This window comes from Aeromonas sp. 601039, from assembly GCF_049174415.1.
In the GTDB taxonomy this organism is placed as follows: Bacteria; Pseudomonadota; Gammaproteobacteria; order Enterobacterales; family Aeromonadaceae; genus Aeromonas; species Aeromonas veronii_A.
Genome location: NZ_JAAKTL010000003.1, coordinates 20,113 through 37,446 on the forward strand (window position 1 = coordinate 20,113; position 17,334 = coordinate 37,446).

19 protein-coding genes are annotated in these 17,334 nt (G+C 59.2%); 13 read left to right on the forward strand and 6 right to left on the reverse strand.

All coding sequences use genetic code 11. From position 1 onward, the window contains the following. Positions 1-77: 77 nt before the first annotated feature. Genes G5195_RS03595 through G5195_RS03615 form a run of 5 tightly spaced genes read left to right on the forward strand, consistent with a single transcriptional unit; the run spans position 78 to position 4,434 of the window. Positions 78-1,697 (forward strand): HAD-IIIC family phosphatase, encoded by a 1,620-nt coding sequence (locus G5195_RS03595; RefSeq protein WP_421223440.1) that lies wholly within the window; start codon positions 78-80, stop codon positions 1,695-1,697. Then, a complete protein-coding gene (locus tag G5195_RS03600) occupies positions 1,690-1,923 on the forward strand; it encodes an acyl carrier protein (protein WP_129503716.1) in 234 nt (77 codons plus the stop codon). Before G5195_RS03595 ends, G5195_RS03600 begins: the two co-directional genes overlap by 8 nt. After that, positions 1,920-2,675 (forward strand): AAC(3) family N-acetyltransferase, encoded by a 756-nt coding sequence (locus tag G5195_RS03605; protein ID WP_421223442.1) that lies wholly within the window; start codon positions 1,920-1,922, stop codon positions 2,673-2,675. The genes G5195_RS03600 and G5195_RS03605 overlap by 4 nt, the downstream gene beginning before the upstream one ends. After that, positions 2,672-3,076: a VOC family protein gene (locus G5195_RS03610; RefSeq protein ID WP_005346679.1), complete on the forward strand. Its 405-nt coding sequence runs from the start codon at positions 2,672-2,674 to the stop codon at positions 3,074-3,076. The genes G5195_RS03605 and G5195_RS03610 overlap by 4 nt, the downstream gene beginning before the upstream one ends. After that, the gene (locus G5195_RS03615; protein ID WP_421223444.1) at positions 3,073-4,434 is read left to right on the forward strand and encodes a DUF4910 domain-containing protein; all 1,362 of its coding nucleotides are present in this window, start codon (positions 3,073-3,075) and stop codon (positions 4,432-4,434) included. The genes G5195_RS03610 and G5195_RS03615 overlap by 4 nt, the downstream gene beginning before the upstream one ends. Here the strand turns inward: G5195_RS03615 and G5195_RS03620 are convergent. From G5195_RS03620 to pseF, 6 genes are read right to left on the reverse strand one after another with little or no spacing between them, the layout of a single operon-like run. Beyond that, on the reverse strand, positions 4,416-5,162 hold the full coding sequence (locus G5195_RS03620) for a class I SAM-dependent methyltransferase (protein ID WP_129503719.1): 747 nt from the start codon (positions 5,160-5,162) through the stop codon (positions 4,416-4,418). The two genes, G5195_RS03615 and G5195_RS03620, sit on opposite strands and share 19 nt — an antisense overlap. After that, positions 5,162-5,422, reverse strand: a complete 261-nt coding sequence (locus G5195_RS03625; protein WP_129503720.1) for a hypothetical protein — start codon at positions 5,420-5,422, stop codon at positions 5,162-5,164. The genes G5195_RS03620 and G5195_RS03625 overlap by 1 nt, the downstream gene beginning before the upstream one ends. Beyond that, a complete protein-coding gene (locus G5195_RS03630) occupies positions 5,419-6,714 on the reverse strand; it encodes a motility associated factor glycosyltransferase family protein (RefSeq protein WP_421223446.1) in 1,296 nt (431 codons plus the stop codon). Before G5195_RS03630 ends, G5195_RS03625 begins: the two co-directional genes overlap by 4 nt. Beyond that, complete coding sequence (gene pseI / locus G5195_RS03635; RefSeq protein WP_421223448.1) at positions 6,707-7,753, reverse strand: pseudaminic acid synthase; 1,047 nt, start codon at positions 7,751-7,753, stop codon at positions 6,707-6,709. The genes G5195_RS03630 and pseI overlap by 8 nt, the downstream gene beginning before the upstream one ends. Positions 7,754-7,759: 6 nt before the next feature. Beyond that, entirely contained in the window at positions 7,760-9,016 is a 1,257-nt protein-coding gene (pseG, locus tag G5195_RS03640) for a UDP-2,4-diacetamido-2,4,6-trideoxy-beta-L-altropyranose hydrolase (protein WP_421223450.1), read from the reverse strand. Next, positions 9,006-9,701 (reverse strand): pseudaminic acid cytidylyltransferase, encoded by a 696-nt coding sequence (gene pseF / locus G5195_RS03645; RefSeq protein WP_227340789.1) that lies wholly within the window; start codon positions 9,699-9,701, stop codon positions 9,006-9,008. Before pseF ends, pseG begins: the two co-directional genes overlap by 11 nt. 173 nt (positions 9,702-9,874) lie before the next feature. On the opposite strand from pseF, the gene G5195_RS03650 reads away from it, so the two are divergent. From G5195_RS03650 to glf, 8 genes are all read left to right on the forward strand, one after another. Next, on the forward strand, positions 9,875-10,411 hold the full coding sequence (locus tag G5195_RS03650; RefSeq protein WP_421223452.1) for a GNAT family N-acetyltransferase: 537 nt from the start codon (positions 9,875-9,877) through the stop codon (positions 10,409-10,411). Beyond that, positions 10,408-10,641 carry an acyl carrier protein gene (locus G5195_RS03655; RefSeq protein WP_421223454.1) on the forward strand — a complete coding sequence of 78 codons (234 nt, stop codon included), beginning with the start codon at positions 10,408-10,410 and terminating at the stop codon, positions 10,639-10,641. Before G5195_RS03650 ends, G5195_RS03655 begins: the two co-directional genes overlap by 4 nt. Continuing rightward, positions 10,641-11,390, forward strand: coding sequence for an SDR family NAD(P)-dependent oxidoreductase (locus tag G5195_RS03660; RefSeq protein ID WP_227340787.1), 750 nt, complete (start codon positions 10,641-10,643; stop codon positions 11,388-11,390). Before G5195_RS03655 ends, G5195_RS03660 begins: the two co-directional genes overlap by 1 nt. Further along, positions 11,387-12,745 carry an AMP-binding protein gene (locus tag G5195_RS03665; RefSeq protein ID WP_421223456.1) on the forward strand — a complete coding sequence of 453 codons (1,359 nt, stop codon included), beginning with the start codon at positions 11,387-11,389 and terminating at the stop codon, positions 12,743-12,745. The genes G5195_RS03660 and G5195_RS03665 overlap by 4 nt, the downstream gene beginning before the upstream one ends. Further along, on the forward strand, positions 12,742-13,797 hold the full coding sequence (locus tag G5195_RS03670; protein ID WP_323912157.1) for an acyl-protein synthetase: 1,056 nt from the start codon (positions 12,742-12,744) through the stop codon (positions 13,795-13,797). Before G5195_RS03665 ends, G5195_RS03670 begins: the two co-directional genes overlap by 4 nt. Further along, on the forward strand, positions 13,776-14,981 hold the full coding sequence (locus G5195_RS03675) for an acyl-CoA reductase (RefSeq protein ID WP_421223459.1): 1,206 nt from the start codon (positions 13,776-13,778) through the stop codon (positions 14,979-14,981). The genes G5195_RS03670 and G5195_RS03675 overlap by 22 nt, the downstream gene beginning before the upstream one ends. Before the next feature lie 169 nt (positions 14,982-15,150). Next, a complete protein-coding gene (locus G5195_RS03680; protein ID WP_421173049.1) occupies positions 15,151-16,122 on the forward strand; it encodes a glycosyltransferase family 2 protein in 972 nt (323 codons plus the stop codon). Next, positions 16,119-17,300: a UDP-galactopyranose mutase gene (glf, locus tag G5195_RS03685; RefSeq protein WP_227340782.1), complete on the forward strand. Its 1,182-nt coding sequence runs from the start codon at positions 16,119-16,121 to the stop codon at positions 17,298-17,300. Before G5195_RS03680 ends, glf begins: the two co-directional genes overlap by 4 nt. Positions 17,301-17,334 lie beyond the last annotated feature (34 nt).

A 17,334-nucleotide genomic window follows, 5' to 3' on the forward strand; every position in this document is an offset into this window, starting at 1 on the left:
TCGGATGGGGATGACTCTGTTCATCTCCATTCCCTAACAGTATGATATAGAAGTATTTAATCATTTCAGGTGCATATATGGCCACCCTTTCCCTGGCATCCACCGCATTTCTCATGCCCGGTAATGTGGCATGGGCTCCTTTGGCCCGACATGCACAGTTGCAATTTTGCCCTCAAGGTCAATGGCAGCCGATGGCCGCTTGTGACGGACATCTGGTGCTCTGGTTTTGGGAGCAACTGCTGACCGACAGCGAATGCAAGCATTGGTACACCTTGGCTGAACCCGCATTGTCCGAGACCATCGACACCTGGTTGGAAGCATTGCTCTCGCCACTGCGGGGGCTCCCTCATCTTTATCTTGGTGCCTGTTCACTGCAAGGCGGTGGTGTGAGTAGCGCTCTTCATCCCTGGATGATGCAGCTGGATGTCTGCTTTACCCGAGCGCTTGCACGTCACCACATTAGGGATTTGGGGCTGGGTCGCTGGCTCTCTGAGCAGGGGCGAGCCCATTGTGTGGACGAGCGTAATCGTTACCTTCTTTCTTGTCCTCTCTCGATGCACGGCTTGACCAGCCTTGCCGACTGGATTGCCGCGCGTTGGATGCTTGATCAGGCGCCAATACGCAAGGTGCTGGTGCTCGATTGTGACAATACCCTGTGGGGGGGGGTAGTGGGTGAAGAGGGGTTGACTGGCCTTTACCTTGGTCAGGACGGTCTCGGCAAACTCTATCAGTCGTTTCAGGATGCGGCGCTTTACTGGTATCAGCGCGGCGTGTTGTTGGCATTGTGCTCTAAAAACGAGCCTGCAGATGTTTGGCTGGTGTTTGAGCAGCATGGCGCCATGAGACTCAAAAGGCGAAATATTGCAGCATCTGCCATTGGTTGGGGCTCGAAATCTCAAGGTTTGCGACATATTGCCGCCAGCCTCAATCTGGGGCTTGAGGCCTTGGTCTTCTGGGATGATTCCCCCCTGGAAAGGGCTGAAGTTCGCCATGCCCTGCCACAAGTCGATGTCATTGAACCACCAGCAGATATTTGGGCATGGCCTACAACCTTGCTCACTTATGGGGGGTTCTCCCGCATCTTCAGTGGTGATGACGCTCTTCGTCAGGCCTCCTATCTGGCATTGGCAGATGCCGCCCGGTTACGTAGCGAGGTTGGCAGTGAACAACATTTTCTCGCCTCTTTGTCGTTGCGTGCGGCGATACAGCCGTTGGCGGTGGATAACCTTGCTCGTGCCGAGCAGATCATCCATAAAACCAACCAGTTTAATCTCTCCTGTCAGCGATATGAGGCGAGCGAGCTCAAACGGCTGGCGCAGTCTGGCTGGTGCTGGCTAGTGTCGTTGCAGGATCGCTTTGCCGATCATGGTTTGGTTGGCTTGGTGCTGATCATAAACCTCACGCCCAAACTGGCATTGCTCGATACGCTGGCTCTGAGTTGCAGAGTGTTGTCCAGAGGACTCGAATATTGGTTACTGGATAGCGTCTCGGCTGCATTGCGCGAGGCGGGGGTCGAGCGTCTGGTTATTGGCTCGAACCGTTGTGCACGTAATGAACCTGCGCTGACATGGTTGGCATCCCTGTCGTTGACCCCCTGTGATAATCCGGATCCCGCCCGTTTTTCCCATGAGCATTACCATAGTCTGGCGCTCGAACAGCTGAATTTGCCTTTTTTGGAGTTTTATCACCATGACTGATCTCTTCACTTTGTTGGAACAGCAGTTTCCTTTTGCAACCGTCACGCGAGGCGACTATCAGTTGGGACTTGGGGCCTTTCCGGAATGGGATTCGCTCGGTCATTTCAATTTTCTGTTACTGGTTGAACAGACGTTCTCGGTACGCTTCGAGCCTGAAGAGCTGGCGACGATGAAGCAACTTCGGGATATTCGTGATGCGCTGTTGCGTCGTGGTCTTGCCCTGTGATTGAGGCTCTCTCTCATGCGTTGAGCACTCTCGGGATCGCGCGCGGAAGCGCCTTGATGGTTCACTCTGACGCCATGGCGGTAGCCCAGTTTCCAGGACGGGGCAATGAAGCCGGCATGCATGCTTTTTGGTTGGGGATGCAGGAGTGGCTTGGAAACGAGGGCACTCTGCTGGTGCCAACATTCACGTATAGCCTGACTCGCCAGAGCTGTTTCGACAGGGCGACATCCCCCAGTGAAGTCGGGTTGATGACGGAGCAGTTTCGCACTCTGCCAGGGGTTGCGCGGACCCGCGATCCCATCTTCAGCGTTGCGGTATGGGGAGCGGGGCGTGACCAGGTGGTTGCAGCAGGGGGCCATGACTGCTTTGGTGAAGAGAGCCCCTTCGCCTGGTTGGCGGCTCACGATGGCTGGATTGCCGGTTTTGCCTGTCATCCAGATCGCATTACCTTCACCCACTATGTCGAGCAGCAACTAGGTGTCGATTATCGCTTTATGAAACGCTTTGAGGGTGATGTCCGCGAGCAGGGAATGGTGTGCCCCTGGCATTGTGACTACTTTGTGCGAAGACTCGATCTGGCCAGCGAGATAGATCTTTCCCGTCTGGTTGAAGCCCTTAAAAATCAGGACAAATGGCACCAGGGGTTATTTGGCCGTTTACCAGTCTGGGCCGTTCGCTGCGCCGACTTTGCCGCGGTGGCAAAAGAGCTGATCGCTGTCCATCCCCATGCGCTTATCAGGGAGGGGAGATGAAACTGCACCATATTGGACTGGTGGTGGCCGAACTGGATCTTGGCGTACGTTATTGTTGCGAGACCCTCGGGCTTTCCCGCTTTAGCGAGCCGGTGCTCGATCCGTTGCAGCGGGTGCATATCTGTTTTGCCTATGATGATGCGGGGATTTGCTATGAACTGATTGCACCTGCCAGTGATGATAGCCCCGTCAGTCAGGCGCTACGAACCCGTCATAACCTGCTTAATCATCTGGCCTATGAGGTGGCAGACCTGGCAATGGCTGCCGAAAAACTGCGGGCCCAGCGTCATCTTCCCCTCGGGCCCAGCCAGCCAGCCATCGCGTTTGGCGGCGCCCACGTCCAGTTTTTCCTGAGCCCCCTTGGCCACATTGTCGAATTGATCGAGGCACCCACCCCATGAGTTTTTCACCCAAGAGCGGCTATCTGCCCACCGACTGGGACGACCAGGCACAAGTCGGTGAACAGCTGCATCGGCTGCTCACCCTTCTGTTTCCGCTCAATCGCAGCCTGACCGGGGACGGGGTTCGGCAGTCGCTGGCCCTGTGGCGCGAGCACTGCCTGCCCGAGCTGCGGATCCATGAAGTGGCCAGCGGCACCGAGTGTTTCGACTGGACAGTGCCTGACGAATGGAACGTGCGGGAAGCCTACATAGTGGGGCCGGATGGACGCAGAGTGGTGGACTTCCAGGATCACAACCTGCATCTGGTCGGTTACTCGGAGCCGGTGCGCTGCACCCTCTCGCTTGCCGAGCTGCAGCCCCATCTCCACTCTCTGCCCGAGCAGCCGGATGCCATTCCCTATGTGACCTCCTACTACAAGCGCCGCTGGGGCTTCTGTCTGCCCCATCGGCTGCGTGAAGCGCTGCCGGAGGGAGAATATCAGGTGGTGATCGATGCCACCCTGGCCCCGGGCTCGCTCACCTATGGTGACTGGGTGCTGCCGGGGGAGAGCGAGCAGGAGATCTTGCTGTCGAGCTACACCTGTCACCCCTCCATGGCCAACAACGAGCTTTCCGGCCCCTGTGTCGGTGTATTCCTGATGGCCTGGCTTGCGTCACTGCCCACACGTCGCTACAGCTACCGGCTGATGCTGGTGCCTGAAACCCTGGGGGCCATCGTCTATCTCTCCCGCCATCTGGACCAGCTCAAGCAGCGCACCCTGGCCGGCTTCAACCTGACCTGTCTTGGCGATGACCGCAGCTACTCCTTCCTGCCCTCACGCCAAGGCAACACGTTGGCGGATCGCATCGGTCGCCATGTGCTGGGTCATCTTGCGCCGGGCTACAAAGCCTACAGCTTCCTGGAGCGGGGCTCCAACGAGCGGCAGCTGTGCGCGCCCGGCATCGATCTGCCGGTCACCTCGGTGATGCGCAGCCGATACGGCTGTTATGCCGAGTACCACACCTCGCTCGATGACCTCTCGCTGGTGACACCGGCCGGTCTGGCGGGCGGCTTCATGGCGCTGCGCCGTGCCATCGAGTGTCTGGAGCTGGACGAGCGCTGCGAGGTTACTGTGCTGGGCGAACCCCAGCTCGGCAAGCGGGGGCTCTACCCGGATTTGTCGACCCGCTATTCGGGCTGGCAGGTGCGGGAGATGATGAATCTGCTGGCCTACAGCGACGGCAAGCTGACTCTATTCGAGATTGCCGAGACCATAGGGACGCCGTTCTGGCGGGTGGAGCCGCTGGCGCGGATGCTGCTGGATGCCGGGCTGCTGCGTCGCATCAGCCCGCAACCGGACTACTCGATCACCAGATAGGCTGGCCCTGGGTTGTGCGGAGTGCGGCGGATGGCGTAGCGATCCAGCCCCAACACCTCCTTGAGGGCCAGGGTCTCCCCCGGAAAGGCGGGCCAGTTGAGCTCATCGAATGCCAGCACGGATCCCTTGGTCAGGTGCGGCTTGATGAGCTCGAGGCAGCGGCGGGTCGGCTCGTAAAGATCAAAGTCAAAATAGGCCAGCGCAACCATGGTCTCCGGCTGGCGAGCCAGATAAGCTGGCAGCGTCTCGGTCACATCCCCCTTCACTAACTCATGCTTGACGATATGCTCCAGCGGGCTTTCCGCCTCATGGGCGGCGAGCAGTTGGGCCAGATGCTGCTCATAGCCCGGCGTCACCCCGTAGGCACCCGGCTGGATGGCGGCGTCGCTGCCATCCTGCGGAGCGTGGGAAGGGAAGCCGCTGAAGGTATCGAATCCCACCAGCTTGCGGTTGTAGTTGTAGGGTTCATACATGCCGCGAAACGAGGAGAAAAGCGCTAGGTTTTGACCCCAGCGGGTACCGAAATCCATGATGACGCCGTGGACCGGCACGATCTTCTGATACAGCTCGTGCATGAACAGGATGCGGGAGAGCGACTGGCGCTTGAGGTAGAGGCCCAGGTTGTTCTGCAGCTCGGCTGCGGGCAGCGGGCTGGCGTGCAGCAACTCGCTGAAGGCCTGGCGACGTGACAGCTCTTTCTCGGAGGCGTTGGAAATGGCCTTGATCATCAGTAGTCTCCTGTGTTTGTGTCGCCGGCCGGGGTCGACAGGCAGTGCACCACTTCATATTCGAGGTAATCGGCCAGCCCTAGCCAGTCCTGCCGTTCCTGGCACTGCAGCAGGGCGGCTACCAACCCGGGCGGCAGGTTGCCCTGCTCGGTGAGCACCTCTTGCAGCAGTTCCGGCAATGCCTGACTCGCAGCAACCGACTGCCCCAGTCGAAACTGGTGCGCCAGGGCGGTTAGGCGGGTGATCTGGTCGTTTTTCATTGCACGTACTCCGGGTGATAGCGGCAGCCGGCGATCTCCGCGCCTTCCCGGCTGCAGTTCCAGAACTGTACCTCGGGGTGGCGCGCTATGTAGCGCTCGAGCTCGGTGCGGTAGGCGGAAAAGTTCGGATTGGTCTTGACCCGCCGGCCATGGCCGTCGAGGGCCCAGCTGAGTGCCTGCGCGGCGCTGGGGCCGAGCGCACCATCGGCCCAGCCCGAGTGGGTGAGTTCGCCGGGAAAGGCGAAGTCGGTGCCCAGCAGGATGACCTGGTGGCAACCCATCTGTACGGCGAGATCCACCGCGGGATGAATGACGCTGCCGCCCGAGTGCAGCACGCCCTTGGGGTGCGTCTGCCGCAGCTGCTGATACATGGGGCTGCGGGAGTAGGCTGTCTTGCGCGGCCCCTGCCAGGCCAGCAGGGCTGCCGTGGGAACCGTGGGGTAATAGACCAGGGTGGTCTGGGCCGACTGGGCGGCGGGCAGCCGGTTGCCGTGGATGGCGTCATCTATGGTGACGACGATGTCGGGCCGGATGCCGTGGCTGAGCAAAAACGCCAGTGCGGTATCGACGCTAATCAGAAGATAGTCCTGACGCCGTGTCTGCAACTGGGCCTGCAGGGTGGCCAGGTTGTGCTGCAGGGTCGGACCGCTCGCCACGATCAGCGCCTGCTTGCCCTGAGCCAGACCGAACAGGGAGGCCACATCGCCGTCGCCAGCCAGCAGATCGCGGTTTTCCGCCAGCCGCCGGGTGATGTCGGGGTGTTCGGCGTCGAACCTGGCCCGGGCGAACGGCAAGTCTATTTCACTCACCAGCCGGTCGCGGATGCGGGCGGCGGCATCTTCCACCAGCAGCAGCTCGGGCGGCAGGGCGAAGAAGGGCAGGCGCACCTCCCCCTCGTCGCCGGCCATCATCAGCTCGACCCTGGGGTCCGTCAGCCAGTCCTGCTGATCCAGCAGCCGCAGCACCAGGGCAAACAGGGCGCCATTCATGATCTTCACTTCCAGCCGCTTGAGGCCACTGCGCCCCAGCAGGGCGCGCGGCAGATCGCCGAGTCCGGTACCGTAGAGGTGCAGCACTGGCTGCTCTGGCAGGCTGGCGGCCTGCAGCTCGGCCTCTTTCACCCGATCGTGTCGGCTGGTGAGCTGGATGCCGTGGAGGCTGAGGGTGGAGCCGAGCCCCTCGGTCAGCTCGGCCGGCAGGCTTTCCACGTCTTGTGCCAGCAGGCGGGGCCAGAGGGCGGGCCAGCGCTGGCTGATGAGCCTGCCGTGCTGGTTGAAGAGATCATCACTCATCGTTGTCTATCCACTCCCAGCTCAGTGGTTGGTTAGCGCTCAGGCTGCGGTTGACCCGCTTGCCGATGAGCCGATCGTAATCGGCCGGGGGCAGGCCGAGGGCGGGGCGCACCGACTTGATATGCGCTGCGGTGAGCACCTCACCGGCGGCCATCTCCTTGACCAGATAGAGGGAGCGGCGAAAAGCGCGGTTGCCCTGTTCACTGGCGGTGAGCTGGTAATCGGCCACCCCGAGGGCGGCATGAGCGGTATTGACCGAGGCTACCAGCTCGGTGAGTTCGGCCGGTTCCATGGAGAAGGCGCAATCCGGCCCGCCGTCGGCGCGAGCCAGGGTAAAGTGTTTCTCGATGAGGGTCGCCCCGAGCGCAGTGGCGGCGATGGCCGTGGCCGATCCCAGGGTGTGATCGGAGAGCCCCACCTCGACCCCGAAGCGCTGACGCAACATAGGGATGGTGCGCAGGTTGTATTCGGCGGCGGGGGCCGGGTAACCGCTGACACAGTGCAGCAGGGCCAGCTGGCCGTTGCCGTGTTTGAGTGCCATCTCGACCGCGGCGGCGATCTCGGCCTCGTTCGCCATGCCGGTGGACATGATGAGCGGCTTGCCGGTCTGGGCGGCGTAGCGAATGAGGGGCAGATCCACCAGCTCGAAGGAGGCGATCTTGTAGGCCGGGCAGTCCAGTGATTCAAGCAAGTCCACCGCACTGAAATCGAACGGACTGCTAAAGACCGTTAGCCCCAGCTCGCGCCCTTTGGCAAACAGCGCCTGGTGCCACTCCCAGGGGGTGTGCGCCCACTCATAAAGGTCATAGAGGCTATGGCCATCCCACAAACCGCCGTGGATCTGAAATTCCGGTCGATCACTTTTGAGGGTGATGGTATCCGGGCGGTAGGTTTGCAGCTTGACGGCGCTGGCACCCGCTGCTTTGGCGGCGGTCATGATGGCCAGGGCGCGGTCCAGATTGCCATTGTGGTTGGCCGACAGTTCGGCAATCACATAGGGGGCCTGTTCCTGGTTGATGGGGCGATGATCGATCTGCATCTGTGTTCAGATTCCTGTGCCAAGTTGCCAGCCTTGCGGCGCCGGCTGCCAAGGGGCAGGGGGCGCTATCTGCGGTGGCTCGGCAAGATAGAGGGGAAATTGGGAGAAAATTGTTTGCAAGCGATGTGCCAGCTCTTGCCACTCCGATAGTTGAAGTGGCCGGGTGGCCTGCCATGTCAGCCGCTGGCCGTTCAGCGTCAGGGTGAGCAGCAGTTTGCCATCATGGCGTAGTTGCCACTGTTGGCCATCTGGCAACAGTTGATAATCGGATTGTGGTAGCAGCCAGGCGGTGAGCCGATCCAGCCCCAGCCCATCCACCTGTTGCTGGCCGTGGCAGCGATAGTCATCTGCTTGCAATTCAAGTCGTTGCAGGGCCTGCATCAGCCGCTCAGGTTCATCCAGTTCGCTCAGGGTCAGCCGCTCTGCCAACTGGAAGCGGGCGATCACCTCATCGTTAAACTGTTGGTTGTCGACGATGGGCACCGCCAGGGTCGGCAGGCCGAGACAGGCCCGCTCCCAGGTCATGCCGCCCGCAGCGCCAATGGCGAAGTCGTGTCGGCTCATCAGGTCGGCCATCTGGTCGCTCTGACGCAGCAAGGTGAGCGGCAGATCGGGCAGTTCGGCAACCCTTTGTTGCAGCTCGGGCCAGAAAGGATTGGCCCCACCGGCTACCAGAGTCCAGCTGACGGTTTTAGCCCATGGCAGTCGAGCCAGCGTATTGAGGGTGATGAGGCAGGCTCCGGCCGGATCGGCACCACCAAAGCAGATGAGGCCATGTCGCCACCGGCTGGCCTTTTGGCGTGCTAGCTGGCGATAGGCAGGGCGCAGCAGGGCATAGTCGGTGCCCAGCAGCAGCCGACAGTCGGCAGGGACGAGTGACTGGTAATCGGCTGTGCTGCGCTGTGGCCCCTGATCCAGCAGCAACTGACCATGATGAGGGCGATCGGCCAGATCGTCGATCACCAGCAACTGACCACAGTGACTTGCCAGTGTCTGCTCGATTTGCCGATCAATCTGGTAGTGATCACACACCAGCCACTCCGGGCGCAAGGTGGGCAAGGGGCCTGCATCGTCCAGATCACAGAGAGCGTGATGCTGGTGGGAGTGCAGCAGTGGCAACAGGTGCATAGGTAGCTGATGGCAGAGGAAGTGGCACTCGGCGCCAGCCGTTTTCAGCCGATCGGCGATGGCCAGACAGCGCATCAGATGACCCAGCCCAATCTCGGTGCCGGCGTCGAGCCGGAAGGCAACCTTAAACGTCATCTTGGGCCAGCACTTGATAGAGCAGTTCGGCCAGGTGCCAATCTTCCGGCGTGTCGATGTCGACCACCCTGTGTCTTGGCAGAATATGGCCAATCCCTTCTCCCCCTACCGGGCTGATCCCTCCCAGCCAGGCCGCACGGCTGCCCCAGTAGAACTGGCCGGCATCCTGATAGGCAGGCTCCAGATCCTGAGAGCGTTTCGCCATCTGCTCCGGCCAGAAGGGGGTGACCCGGCCCTGCTCGTCCATGCGCACGGCGCGCTGAATAGGAAAGCCAAACTCGGCCACGGTATAGACAAAGGGAGCATTACTTGCGATCAGTCGCTGATGGGCGGCCTTCAAGTCATCGGCTTGAATAAGCGGGACCGTGGCATAGATGCAGCAGTAGTGCTCTGCCTGGATGCCGAGCTGGTCGAGCCGCTGGATGGTGTCGATCACCACAGGGGTGGTACCAGTGTGATCATCGGCGAGGTTGGCTGGTCGCAGAAATGGTACTTCCGCGCCCAGTTGACGAGCAACTTCGGCAATCTCCTCATCATCGGTGGAGACCACCACCTTGTTGAAACAGCCTGATTGTTGCGCTGCTTGGATGGCATAGGCGAGCATGGGCTGGCCACAAAAGGGGCGGATATTCTTGCGTGGAATGCGTTTGCTGCCACCCCGGGCCGGGATAATGGCGATGGCCATGATGGGTTCTCTCTGCTGGATTAATGACTGGCCAAAGCCAGGATAATCGATGACAACTCTTTGATTATTTTTGATATTATACTGGTTTTTCTGCTTGTATTATCGATTTTTGCTACGGAATGGCGGCCGTGTGGTCGATAAGAGAGACAGGTCATGGAAGTCATGGAAACTGTATGGCGTTGAAGATGAGTTATGGCGTTGAGCTACGCCCGATAGCGCCGTGGGATCTTCCCGCTTTGCGGCGTTGGCGCAATCAGGATGAGGTGCGAATGCAGATGGTATCCCAGACGCGTATTTCGCCACGGCAACAGCGCCAATGGTTCACTGCTACCCGTGAGCGGCGGGATCAGCAGCACTGGGTGCTCTGGTGCAAAGACGTGCGAGCGGGCTACGTCAATCTTAAAGGTGAGTCTCAGGGCGAGCTGCTGGGTCAGGCGATCGCCGATGCGGGACTCTATCTGGGCAACTCACCCGTGCGGCATCCCATGCTGGCTGTCGCTGCTGCCTTATCTCAGCTTGATCAGGGTTTTGATGAGTTGCACATCGGTTGTATCCGCACCCTGGTTCGGGAGAACAATCGCTCTGCCCTGCGCTTGAATGAACAACTGGGTTATAGCCAGATAGGACAAGAGAACGGATTTTTTGCATTGGAACTGCTGCCGGCGAATTACTATGCCGCCCGTGAGCGGCTACGGAGATTTTTCAGATGACAATCGCATTGGAACAGGTTTTTGCCGAGGCGCTGGGTCTCGATATCGGCAGCGTCAGCGATGAGCTGGCCTACAACAGTATCCCGCAGTGGGATTCTGTCGCCCACATGGGGCTGATTGCCCAGTTGGAGGATAACTACGGCGTGCTGCTCGACACCGATGACATTATCGACATGAGTTCGGTCGGCAAGGCGCGCGAGCTCCTGGCCAAGTACGGGGTCGCTTTCTGATGCTGGGGCTGTTGCAGGGCAAGCGGGTGTTGATCACCGGTGCCGGGCGTGGCATCGGTCTTGCCATCGCCCGCCAGTTTGCCTCTCAGGGGGCTGAACTGTGGCTGGGAGGCCGTGATGAGGTGACCATGAGCCAGCTGGTGACCGCGATTGGTACCGAGTTTGGGGTGCCTTGCCAGCCTCTCTGTTTTGATGTGGCTGATCCGTCGGCGGTCAAGCAGGCTTTTCAGCAGCTGTTTGCTCAGACTCGTCAGCTGGACGTGTTGGTCAACAATGCCGGCATGCTGGAAGAGGCGTTATTGGGAATGGCGAACCAGACCCATCTGCAAAAGACATTCAGCAACAATACCTTTAGCGTGATCTACTGCAGCCAGTATGCCGCCCGCATGATGCAGCGCAGTGGTGGCGGTAGCATCATCAATCTCGCCTCCCTGATGGGGCTGGTGGGGGCAGCCGGGCTCAGTTGCTATGCCGGCAGCAAGGCGGCGGTGATCGGTATTACCCAGTCACTGGCCAAGGAGCTGGCTGCCAGCCAGATCCGTGTCAATGCCATTGCTCCCGGTTTTATTGATACCGATATGGCGCATGCCATCCCGCAAGAGAAGTTTGCCGAGCGGGTGGCCAGCATCGCGATGGGACGGATTGGCACGCCAGATGAAGTGGCCAAGGTGGCCCTGTTTCTTGCATCCGACTTGTCGAGCTATGTGACCGGGCAGGTGATTGGAGTCGATGGGGGGATGGTGATTTGAACCGGCCTGATTTGCTGACCCATCTGGTTGAGGGTAACAGCGAGCCCGCCTGGCGAGACCCGCAAGAGGGGTGGCTCAGTTATGGTGAGCTGGCTCGGCGTGTGGCGCAGTTGGCCACCACCTATCCCGTCGGTCGTCATTTGGTCTACCTGCCATTTGTGACGTCCACCCTGCATCTGCTTCACTACTTGCTGGCCCTGCGTGATGGCCACGCCATCATGCTGGCCGATCCTGCACAGGATGCCCAGTTGCACCATGAGCAGTGCCAGCGCTTTGGTGTTAGTCTGCGGGTATTGGAGGATGGGGCAGTTGCGCATCTTGGCGATGCGCCCTCGCTTCACCCTGAGCTGGCCATGTTGCTGCCGACATCGGGCAGTACCGGCTCCTGCAAATGGGTGCGATTGTCGCGAACCAATCTTGATGCCAATGCCGCGGCCATCGCCGAATATCTGGCGCTGAACGGGCGTGAGCGAGCCATCACCTCGTTGCCACTTTTTTACTCCTTTGGTATGTCGGTACTTAACAGCCATCTTTTGGTTGGCGCCTCGCTGGTTTCATGCACTGCCAGTCCCCTTGAGCGCCAATTCTGGGATGAGGTCAATCGCCATCAGGTCACCAGTGTGGCGGGGGTACCCTTTACCTTTCAGATGCTAAACCGCTTGCGTTTTGACTGGGCGCGTTATCCCAGTCTGATGACACTGACCCAGGCTGGAGGACGACTTGAGCCGGCACTGGCAAAACAGTTTGCTGAGCAGGCCGCTGCACTGGGACGCCGTTTTTTCGTGATGTATGGCCAGACCGAAGCGGCACCGCGCATCGCCTGGTTGGCGCACGATGAAGTGATGATTGTCCCGGATGCCATCGGCCGTGCCGTACCGGGCGGGTGCCTCTCTCTGCGTCATGAGCCCGGCTTTCCTGACGGGGAGGGGGAGCTGGTCTACGAAGGGCCAAACGTGATGCTTGGCTATGCCGAGCGCCCTGAAGATCTGGCGCGTGGGCGTGATATGGATGCGCTCTTTACCGGAGATCTGGCTCGTTGTGATGAGGCGGGCCGCTTCTATCTGACCGGGCGACTCAACCGTTTCCTGAAGCTGTTTGGCAAACGGGTGAGCTTGGCTGAAGTGGAAACCTGGTTGCAGGGGAGGGGCTATTCCTGCGCCGCGACCGGCTGCGATGATCGCCTGCTGGTAGCCATCGAGGCAGACGCGTGCCCCTGTGACGCACTACAGCTGGAGGTGGCCCGCTGGCTGATGGTGCCACCATCAAGCGTGCGTATCTACCAACATCATTTGCCACGACGCAGCAATATGAAGATTGATTATCCGGCCCTGTTAACAGAGCTGGAGCAGCTATGAACAGGCTGTTTGATGCGCCGGTTTTCGGGCTGTCCCAACAGGAAAAAAGTGGGCTGCTCCTTGCTCGTCTGAATAAATTGACGCAGTGCCATGGGCAGGGGTGCCCAGCCTTTGCCAATATTCTGACGGCGTTTGGCTGGGGTCAGGCCTCGACCTATCAAGAGCTTCCCTATCTGGCCGCTCGCCTGTTCAAATTGGCCCAATGGCAGAGTGTGCCGCAAGAAGAAGTGTTCAAGGTGCTCACCTCCTCTGGCACTACCGGAACGCCGTCACGGATCGTGCTGGACAGGGAGACCGCCGCGTTGCAGAGCAAGGTGCTGGTGAAGATCCTGCAAGAGTTCGTCGGCAAGCAACGGCTGCCTATGCTGCTGGTGGAGCAACCCGCCCTGATTCAAAACCGCAGCGGTTTTTCCGCTCGGGGAGCCGGTGCGCTGGGGCTCTCCTTCCTTGGCCGTGACCATACCTATGCCCTCGATGAGCAGATGCGGCCCAACTGGCCTGTCATCGAGGCGTTTTGTGACAAATATGCGGGCCAGCCGGTCCTGCTGTTCGGCTTCACCTTCATGGTCTGGCAATGTTTGCTGGAGCCGCTGCGTGAGCGAGGTCTGCAACTGCCGTTGACGCACGGCACGCTTTTTCACAGCGGTGGCTGGAAAAAACTGCAACACCTCGCGGTGGATAATCCGGCTTTCAAGCAACGTTGCCATGAACAGCTGGGGCTGAGTCGGGTGCACAACTTCTATGGCATGGTGGAGCAGGTGGGGTCGGTATTTGTCGAGTGTGAGCATGGCCATCTTCATGCTCCCCTCTTTGCCGATCTGCTGGTGCGGGATCCGCTGACTCATCGACCGCTCGGGGTCGGCCAACCCGGCTTGCTGCAGGTGATCTCTGCCATTCCCCAAAGTTATCCTGGCCACAGCCTGCTGACCGAGGATCTCGGCGTGCTGCTGGGGGAGGATGATTGCCCCTGCGGCCGTCGTGGCCGTTATTTCCATGTATCAGGACGTCAGCAAGGCGCCGAGGTGAGGGGATGCAGCGACACTTTCCAGTGAGCCGATCAGATGTAGAAGATGCCATCTGGCAAGCGGGGCCAGAAGTCGCTTTCGTAGCTCCCGTCAGCGGTTGGCAAGGTTTTGTCATTCGCCCGTTGCCAAGCTTTGCGCCCGTCATCTGCGACTTTGTGGCTGCGCTCTCTGCACGTCTGCTGAAGGAGGGGCGAGAGAACCCTGATCTGGCCGCCTTTGGCTTTTTGTTGCGGCCGCGCCAGATTGAGGTACAGCGCAAACGCATGGCAGGGCGTGCACCCTTGGGGATGGTTTTTCATCTGGTCCCCTCCAACGTGCCGACCGTCGCGTTCTACTCCTGGATCATGGCGCTGCTGATGGGCAATGGGTCCGTGGTACGTCTCTCATCGCGCATCGACCCGGTGCAAGAGGCCATGCTGGCCATCCTGAACGAGCTCTTCTCCCTGCCCGAGTGGCAAGAGATTGCCTCCCGTACCCGTTTTATCCGCTATGACCACGACGAGGGCATCACCGCCTGGCTGTCGGCCCGGTGTCGGCTTCGCATTATCTGGGGAGGTGATGAAACCATCAGCCGGGTACGGGCTATTCCGCTCTCACCCCGCGCTCAGGAAATCGTGTTTCCGGATCGCCGCTCCATGGCGGTGTTGGATAGCCAATGGCTCGCCAACCTGGATGCTGCTGCGTGGCGGCAAGTGGTCGCGGCTTTGCAACAAGACTTTACCCGTTTCAATCAACAAGCCTGCGCCTCACCCACTACGATTTGCTGGTTGGGCACTCCCGCCAGCACGTTGCGCCGTCGTCTGCTCGAAGGGATCTTCGCCCCATTTGCAGATAATCCCTCCCTGATGATGGAACGCCTTATCAATAGTCAACAAAATGCCGCCCATGATGGCCAGATGCAGCTGGACACCTTTTCTGGCGTCACCTTATTGACTCCCACCGCCTCTTTGCGGCTTGCACACATCGGAGGAGGTACAGTCGCCGAATTTGTTGCCGATAACCTTGATGAGTTGCTGCTACAGCCTTGGGATATGCAGACCTGTGTCTGGGCTGGCCCGGATAAAACGCAGCTTGAGCATGCGCTCCTGGTATCGCCAGGTTGTCGTATCGATAGGGTGGCAAGTCCGGGACAGGCGCTGGCATTCGAATGGCTCTGGGACGGCATCGACATGCTAGCCGCCTGTAGCCGTCGGCTTGCCCGCATTGAATAGTGGATGCCAGGTCACATAAATCAAGTCATATCAATCAATTAGCTTGGTCAGGCACAGCTCTTGCAGTAATTATTGTGATGAAGGGCAGGAAAGGTTGACAGAGACCGTGCGGTAGCCTTGTCCATTTTCTTTGTTTTGCTTCTTTTTTACTCAAACCCTGGGTTTCCTTATGAAAATCAGCATACTGGTGCCGGTATACAACCTCGGGCGCTTCATTGAACCTTGCCTGCTTAGCCTGCTGGAACAAAAAACGGATTTCGAATTCGAGGTGATCGCCATTGATGACGGCTCGAGCGATGACTCCTGGGCCATTATGCAGCGGTTGGCGTCACAGTGGCCTCGGCTACGGGCACTACAGAACGCGCAAAATATGGGGTTGGCTAAAACCCAGAAACGCTTGTTGAGAGAGGCGAACGGCGAATATATCGCCTATGTCGACGGGGATGATCTGGCCCTGCCGGGCAAGCTGCAGCGTCAGGCCGATTATCTGGACGCGCATTCCGGTTGCACCCTTTGCTACCACGAAGCGGAGATGTTTGATGATGAGACCGATGCACGGATCAAGCTCTTCACCCGCGATTATTACAATGCTCGCTATCTCGAACTAGTGATGACGCGGGAGGCATTAATCCGCTTCGGGGTGTTCGTCAATGCCAGTTCCATTATGTTTCGCCGTTATGAAGGGATGGAGAACGCCATCGATGAGGGGTGCAAGATCATCCTCGATTATCCCTGGCATATCTTGAACCTCTCCCACAATCCGGGGACGCTGGATTTTATCCCCGAATTATTGGGCCGCTATCGCTTCCATACCCAGAGCTTTGGCGGGCAAACCCGCAAATCGGCTGAACGTCGTGAACAGTCGCTGCGCGATTTGCTGCGTGCCTGTGACAATGCGGCGGCATTCGGTGCTGATCCCGTGATCATTGCTCAGGGGCGTGCCCATCACTACTACTCTGCCGCGCTCTACTTTTTGCGGCAGGATGATGTCGTGCGCTTCACTCAGCTTATCGAGCAGTCGGTCGATGCTGTGGCAAGGTTAGCCCCGGGTTGGTTCTTCGACGAACGACATCAGTTGGCATGGGCAGAGCGGGCCCATCCCGCGCGTGTCATGCAGCAACTGTTTGGAGATAGAGCGTGAGCTATCAGGCGATCGTCATCGGCGCTGGGCTTTCGGGTGCCGTCATGGCTGAACGAATGGCCAGCCAGCTTGGCTGGAAGGTGCTGGTGCTGGAACAGCGCGATCATATCGGTGGCAACTGCTTCGACGCGTATGACGAGCACGGCGTGCTGATCCATCGTTATGGGCCACACCTGTTCCATACCGACAAGCAGGAAGTCTGGGATTACCTGTCGCAGTTCACCGAGTGGTTGTCTTATGAGCATCGCGTGCTGTCACGGATAGATGGTCAGTTGGTGCCCATCCCGTTCAACCTGACCAGCATTGAACGCTGCTTTCCGGCGGAGAAGGCAGCGGCCATGATTGAGGCCCTTCAGGCCAGATTTGGTGAGGGGGCCAGAGTGCCCATCATGGCACTGCGGCAGGAAGCTGAGCCTCTGCTGGCTGAGCTGGCCCAGTTCATCTATGAGCGAGCCTTCGTCAACTACACCAGCAAGCAGTGGGGTGTATCGCCAGAGCAGGTCTCGCCCGAGGTCACTGCGCGCGTGCCGGTTGTCGTCAATCGTGATGACCGTTACTTTATTGATCCCTGGCAGGCGGTGCCCGCGCAGGGTTATACCGCCATGTTCGAGCGCATCTTGGCGAACCCCTTGATTGAGGTGAGGCTATCCATTCCCATGGGGTCCCGCGTCTGTCTGGATTGGCAACAGAAACGGATACTGCTGGATGGCGTGCCCTTTGCCGGGCCCTTGGTCTATACGGGGATGCTGGATCAGCTGATGCCGGCGGGGCACGACGGCTTGCCGTACCGTTCACTGCGCTTTGAGCACTGTCATCTGCCGCAAGCTCAATTTCAGCCGGTGACCACGGTCAATTATCCGAATGAAGAGGCCTATACCCGCATCACTGAATTCAAGCATCTGACGGGGCAGCAACATCCCGGCACCAGCATCGTTTATGAATACCCCTGCACCTATGTGGCCGGGCAGGGGCTGGAGCCTTACTACCCGCTGTTTACCGATGCAGCCAAACAGCATTATCAGACTTGCCGCGATGAATTGGCCGAGTTCCCGCAACTGATTGCTTTGGGCCGCCTTGCCGAGTATCGCTATTTCGATATGGATGATGCAGTGGATAACGCGCTGAACAATTTCTCTCGATTGGTTTCCGATGCCTGTTTTGCCGTTTTAAATAAGTAATGAATATAATCTATTGCAGAGATAGATATTTTCA

Coding starts and splice junctions, on each gene's coding strand:
- G5195_RS03660 (WP_227340787.1), top strand. CDS start 10,641: ATGCTGGGGCTGTTGCAGGGCAAGCGGGTGTTGATCACCGGTGCCGGG.
- G5195_RS03620 (WP_129503719.1), bottom strand. CDS start 5,162: ATGATCAAGGCCATTTCCAACGCCTCCGAGAAAGAGCTGTCACGTCGC.
- G5195_RS03670 (WP_323912157.1), top strand. CDS start 12,742: ATGAACAGGCTGTTTGATGCGCCGGTTTTCGGGCTGTCCCAACAGGAA.
- G5195_RS03595 (WP_421223440.1), top strand. CDS start 78: ATGGCCACCCTTTCCCTGGCATCCACCGCATTTCTCATGCCCGGTAAT.
- G5195_RS03675 (WP_421223459.1), top strand. CDS start 13,776: ATGCAGCGACACTTTCCAGTGAGCCGATCAGATGTAGAAGATGCCATC.
- G5195_RS03650 (WP_421223452.1), top strand. CDS start 9,875: ATGGCGTTGAAGATGAGTTATGGCGTTGAGCTACGCCCGATAGCGCCG.
- G5195_RS03610 (WP_005346679.1), top strand. CDS start 2,672: ATGAAACTGCACCATATTGGACTGGTGGTGGCCGAACTGGATCTTGGC.
- pseG (WP_421223450.1), bottom strand. CDS start 9,016: ATGACGTTTAAGGTTGCCTTCCGGCTCGACGCCGGCACCGAGATTGGG.
- G5195_RS03680 (WP_421173049.1), top strand. CDS start 15,151: ATGAAAATCAGCATACTGGTGCCGGTATACAACCTCGGGCGCTTCATT.
- pseI (WP_421223448.1), bottom strand. CDS start 7,753: ATGCAGATCGATCATCGCCCCATCAACCAGGAACAGGCCCCCTATGTG.
- pseF (WP_227340789.1), bottom strand. CDS start 9,701: ATGGCCATCGCCATTATCCCGGCCCGGGGTGGCAGCAAACGCATTCCA.
- G5195_RS03625 (WP_129503720.1), bottom strand. CDS start 5,422: ATGAAAAACGACCAGATCACCCGCCTAACCGCCCTGGCGCACCAGTTT.
- G5195_RS03615 (WP_421223444.1), top strand. CDS start 3,073: ATGAGTTTTTCACCCAAGAGCGGCTATCTGCCCACCGACTGGGACGAC.
- G5195_RS03600 (WP_129503716.1), top strand. CDS start 1,690: ATGACTGATCTCTTCACTTTGTTGGAACAGCAGTTTCCTTTTGCAACC.
- G5195_RS03655 (WP_421223454.1), top strand. CDS start 10,408: ATGACAATCGCATTGGAACAGGTTTTTGCCGAGGCGCTGGGTCTCGAT.
- G5195_RS03630 (WP_421223446.1), bottom strand. CDS start 6,714: ATGAGTGATGATCTCTTCAACCAGCACGGCAGGCTCATCAGCCAGCGC.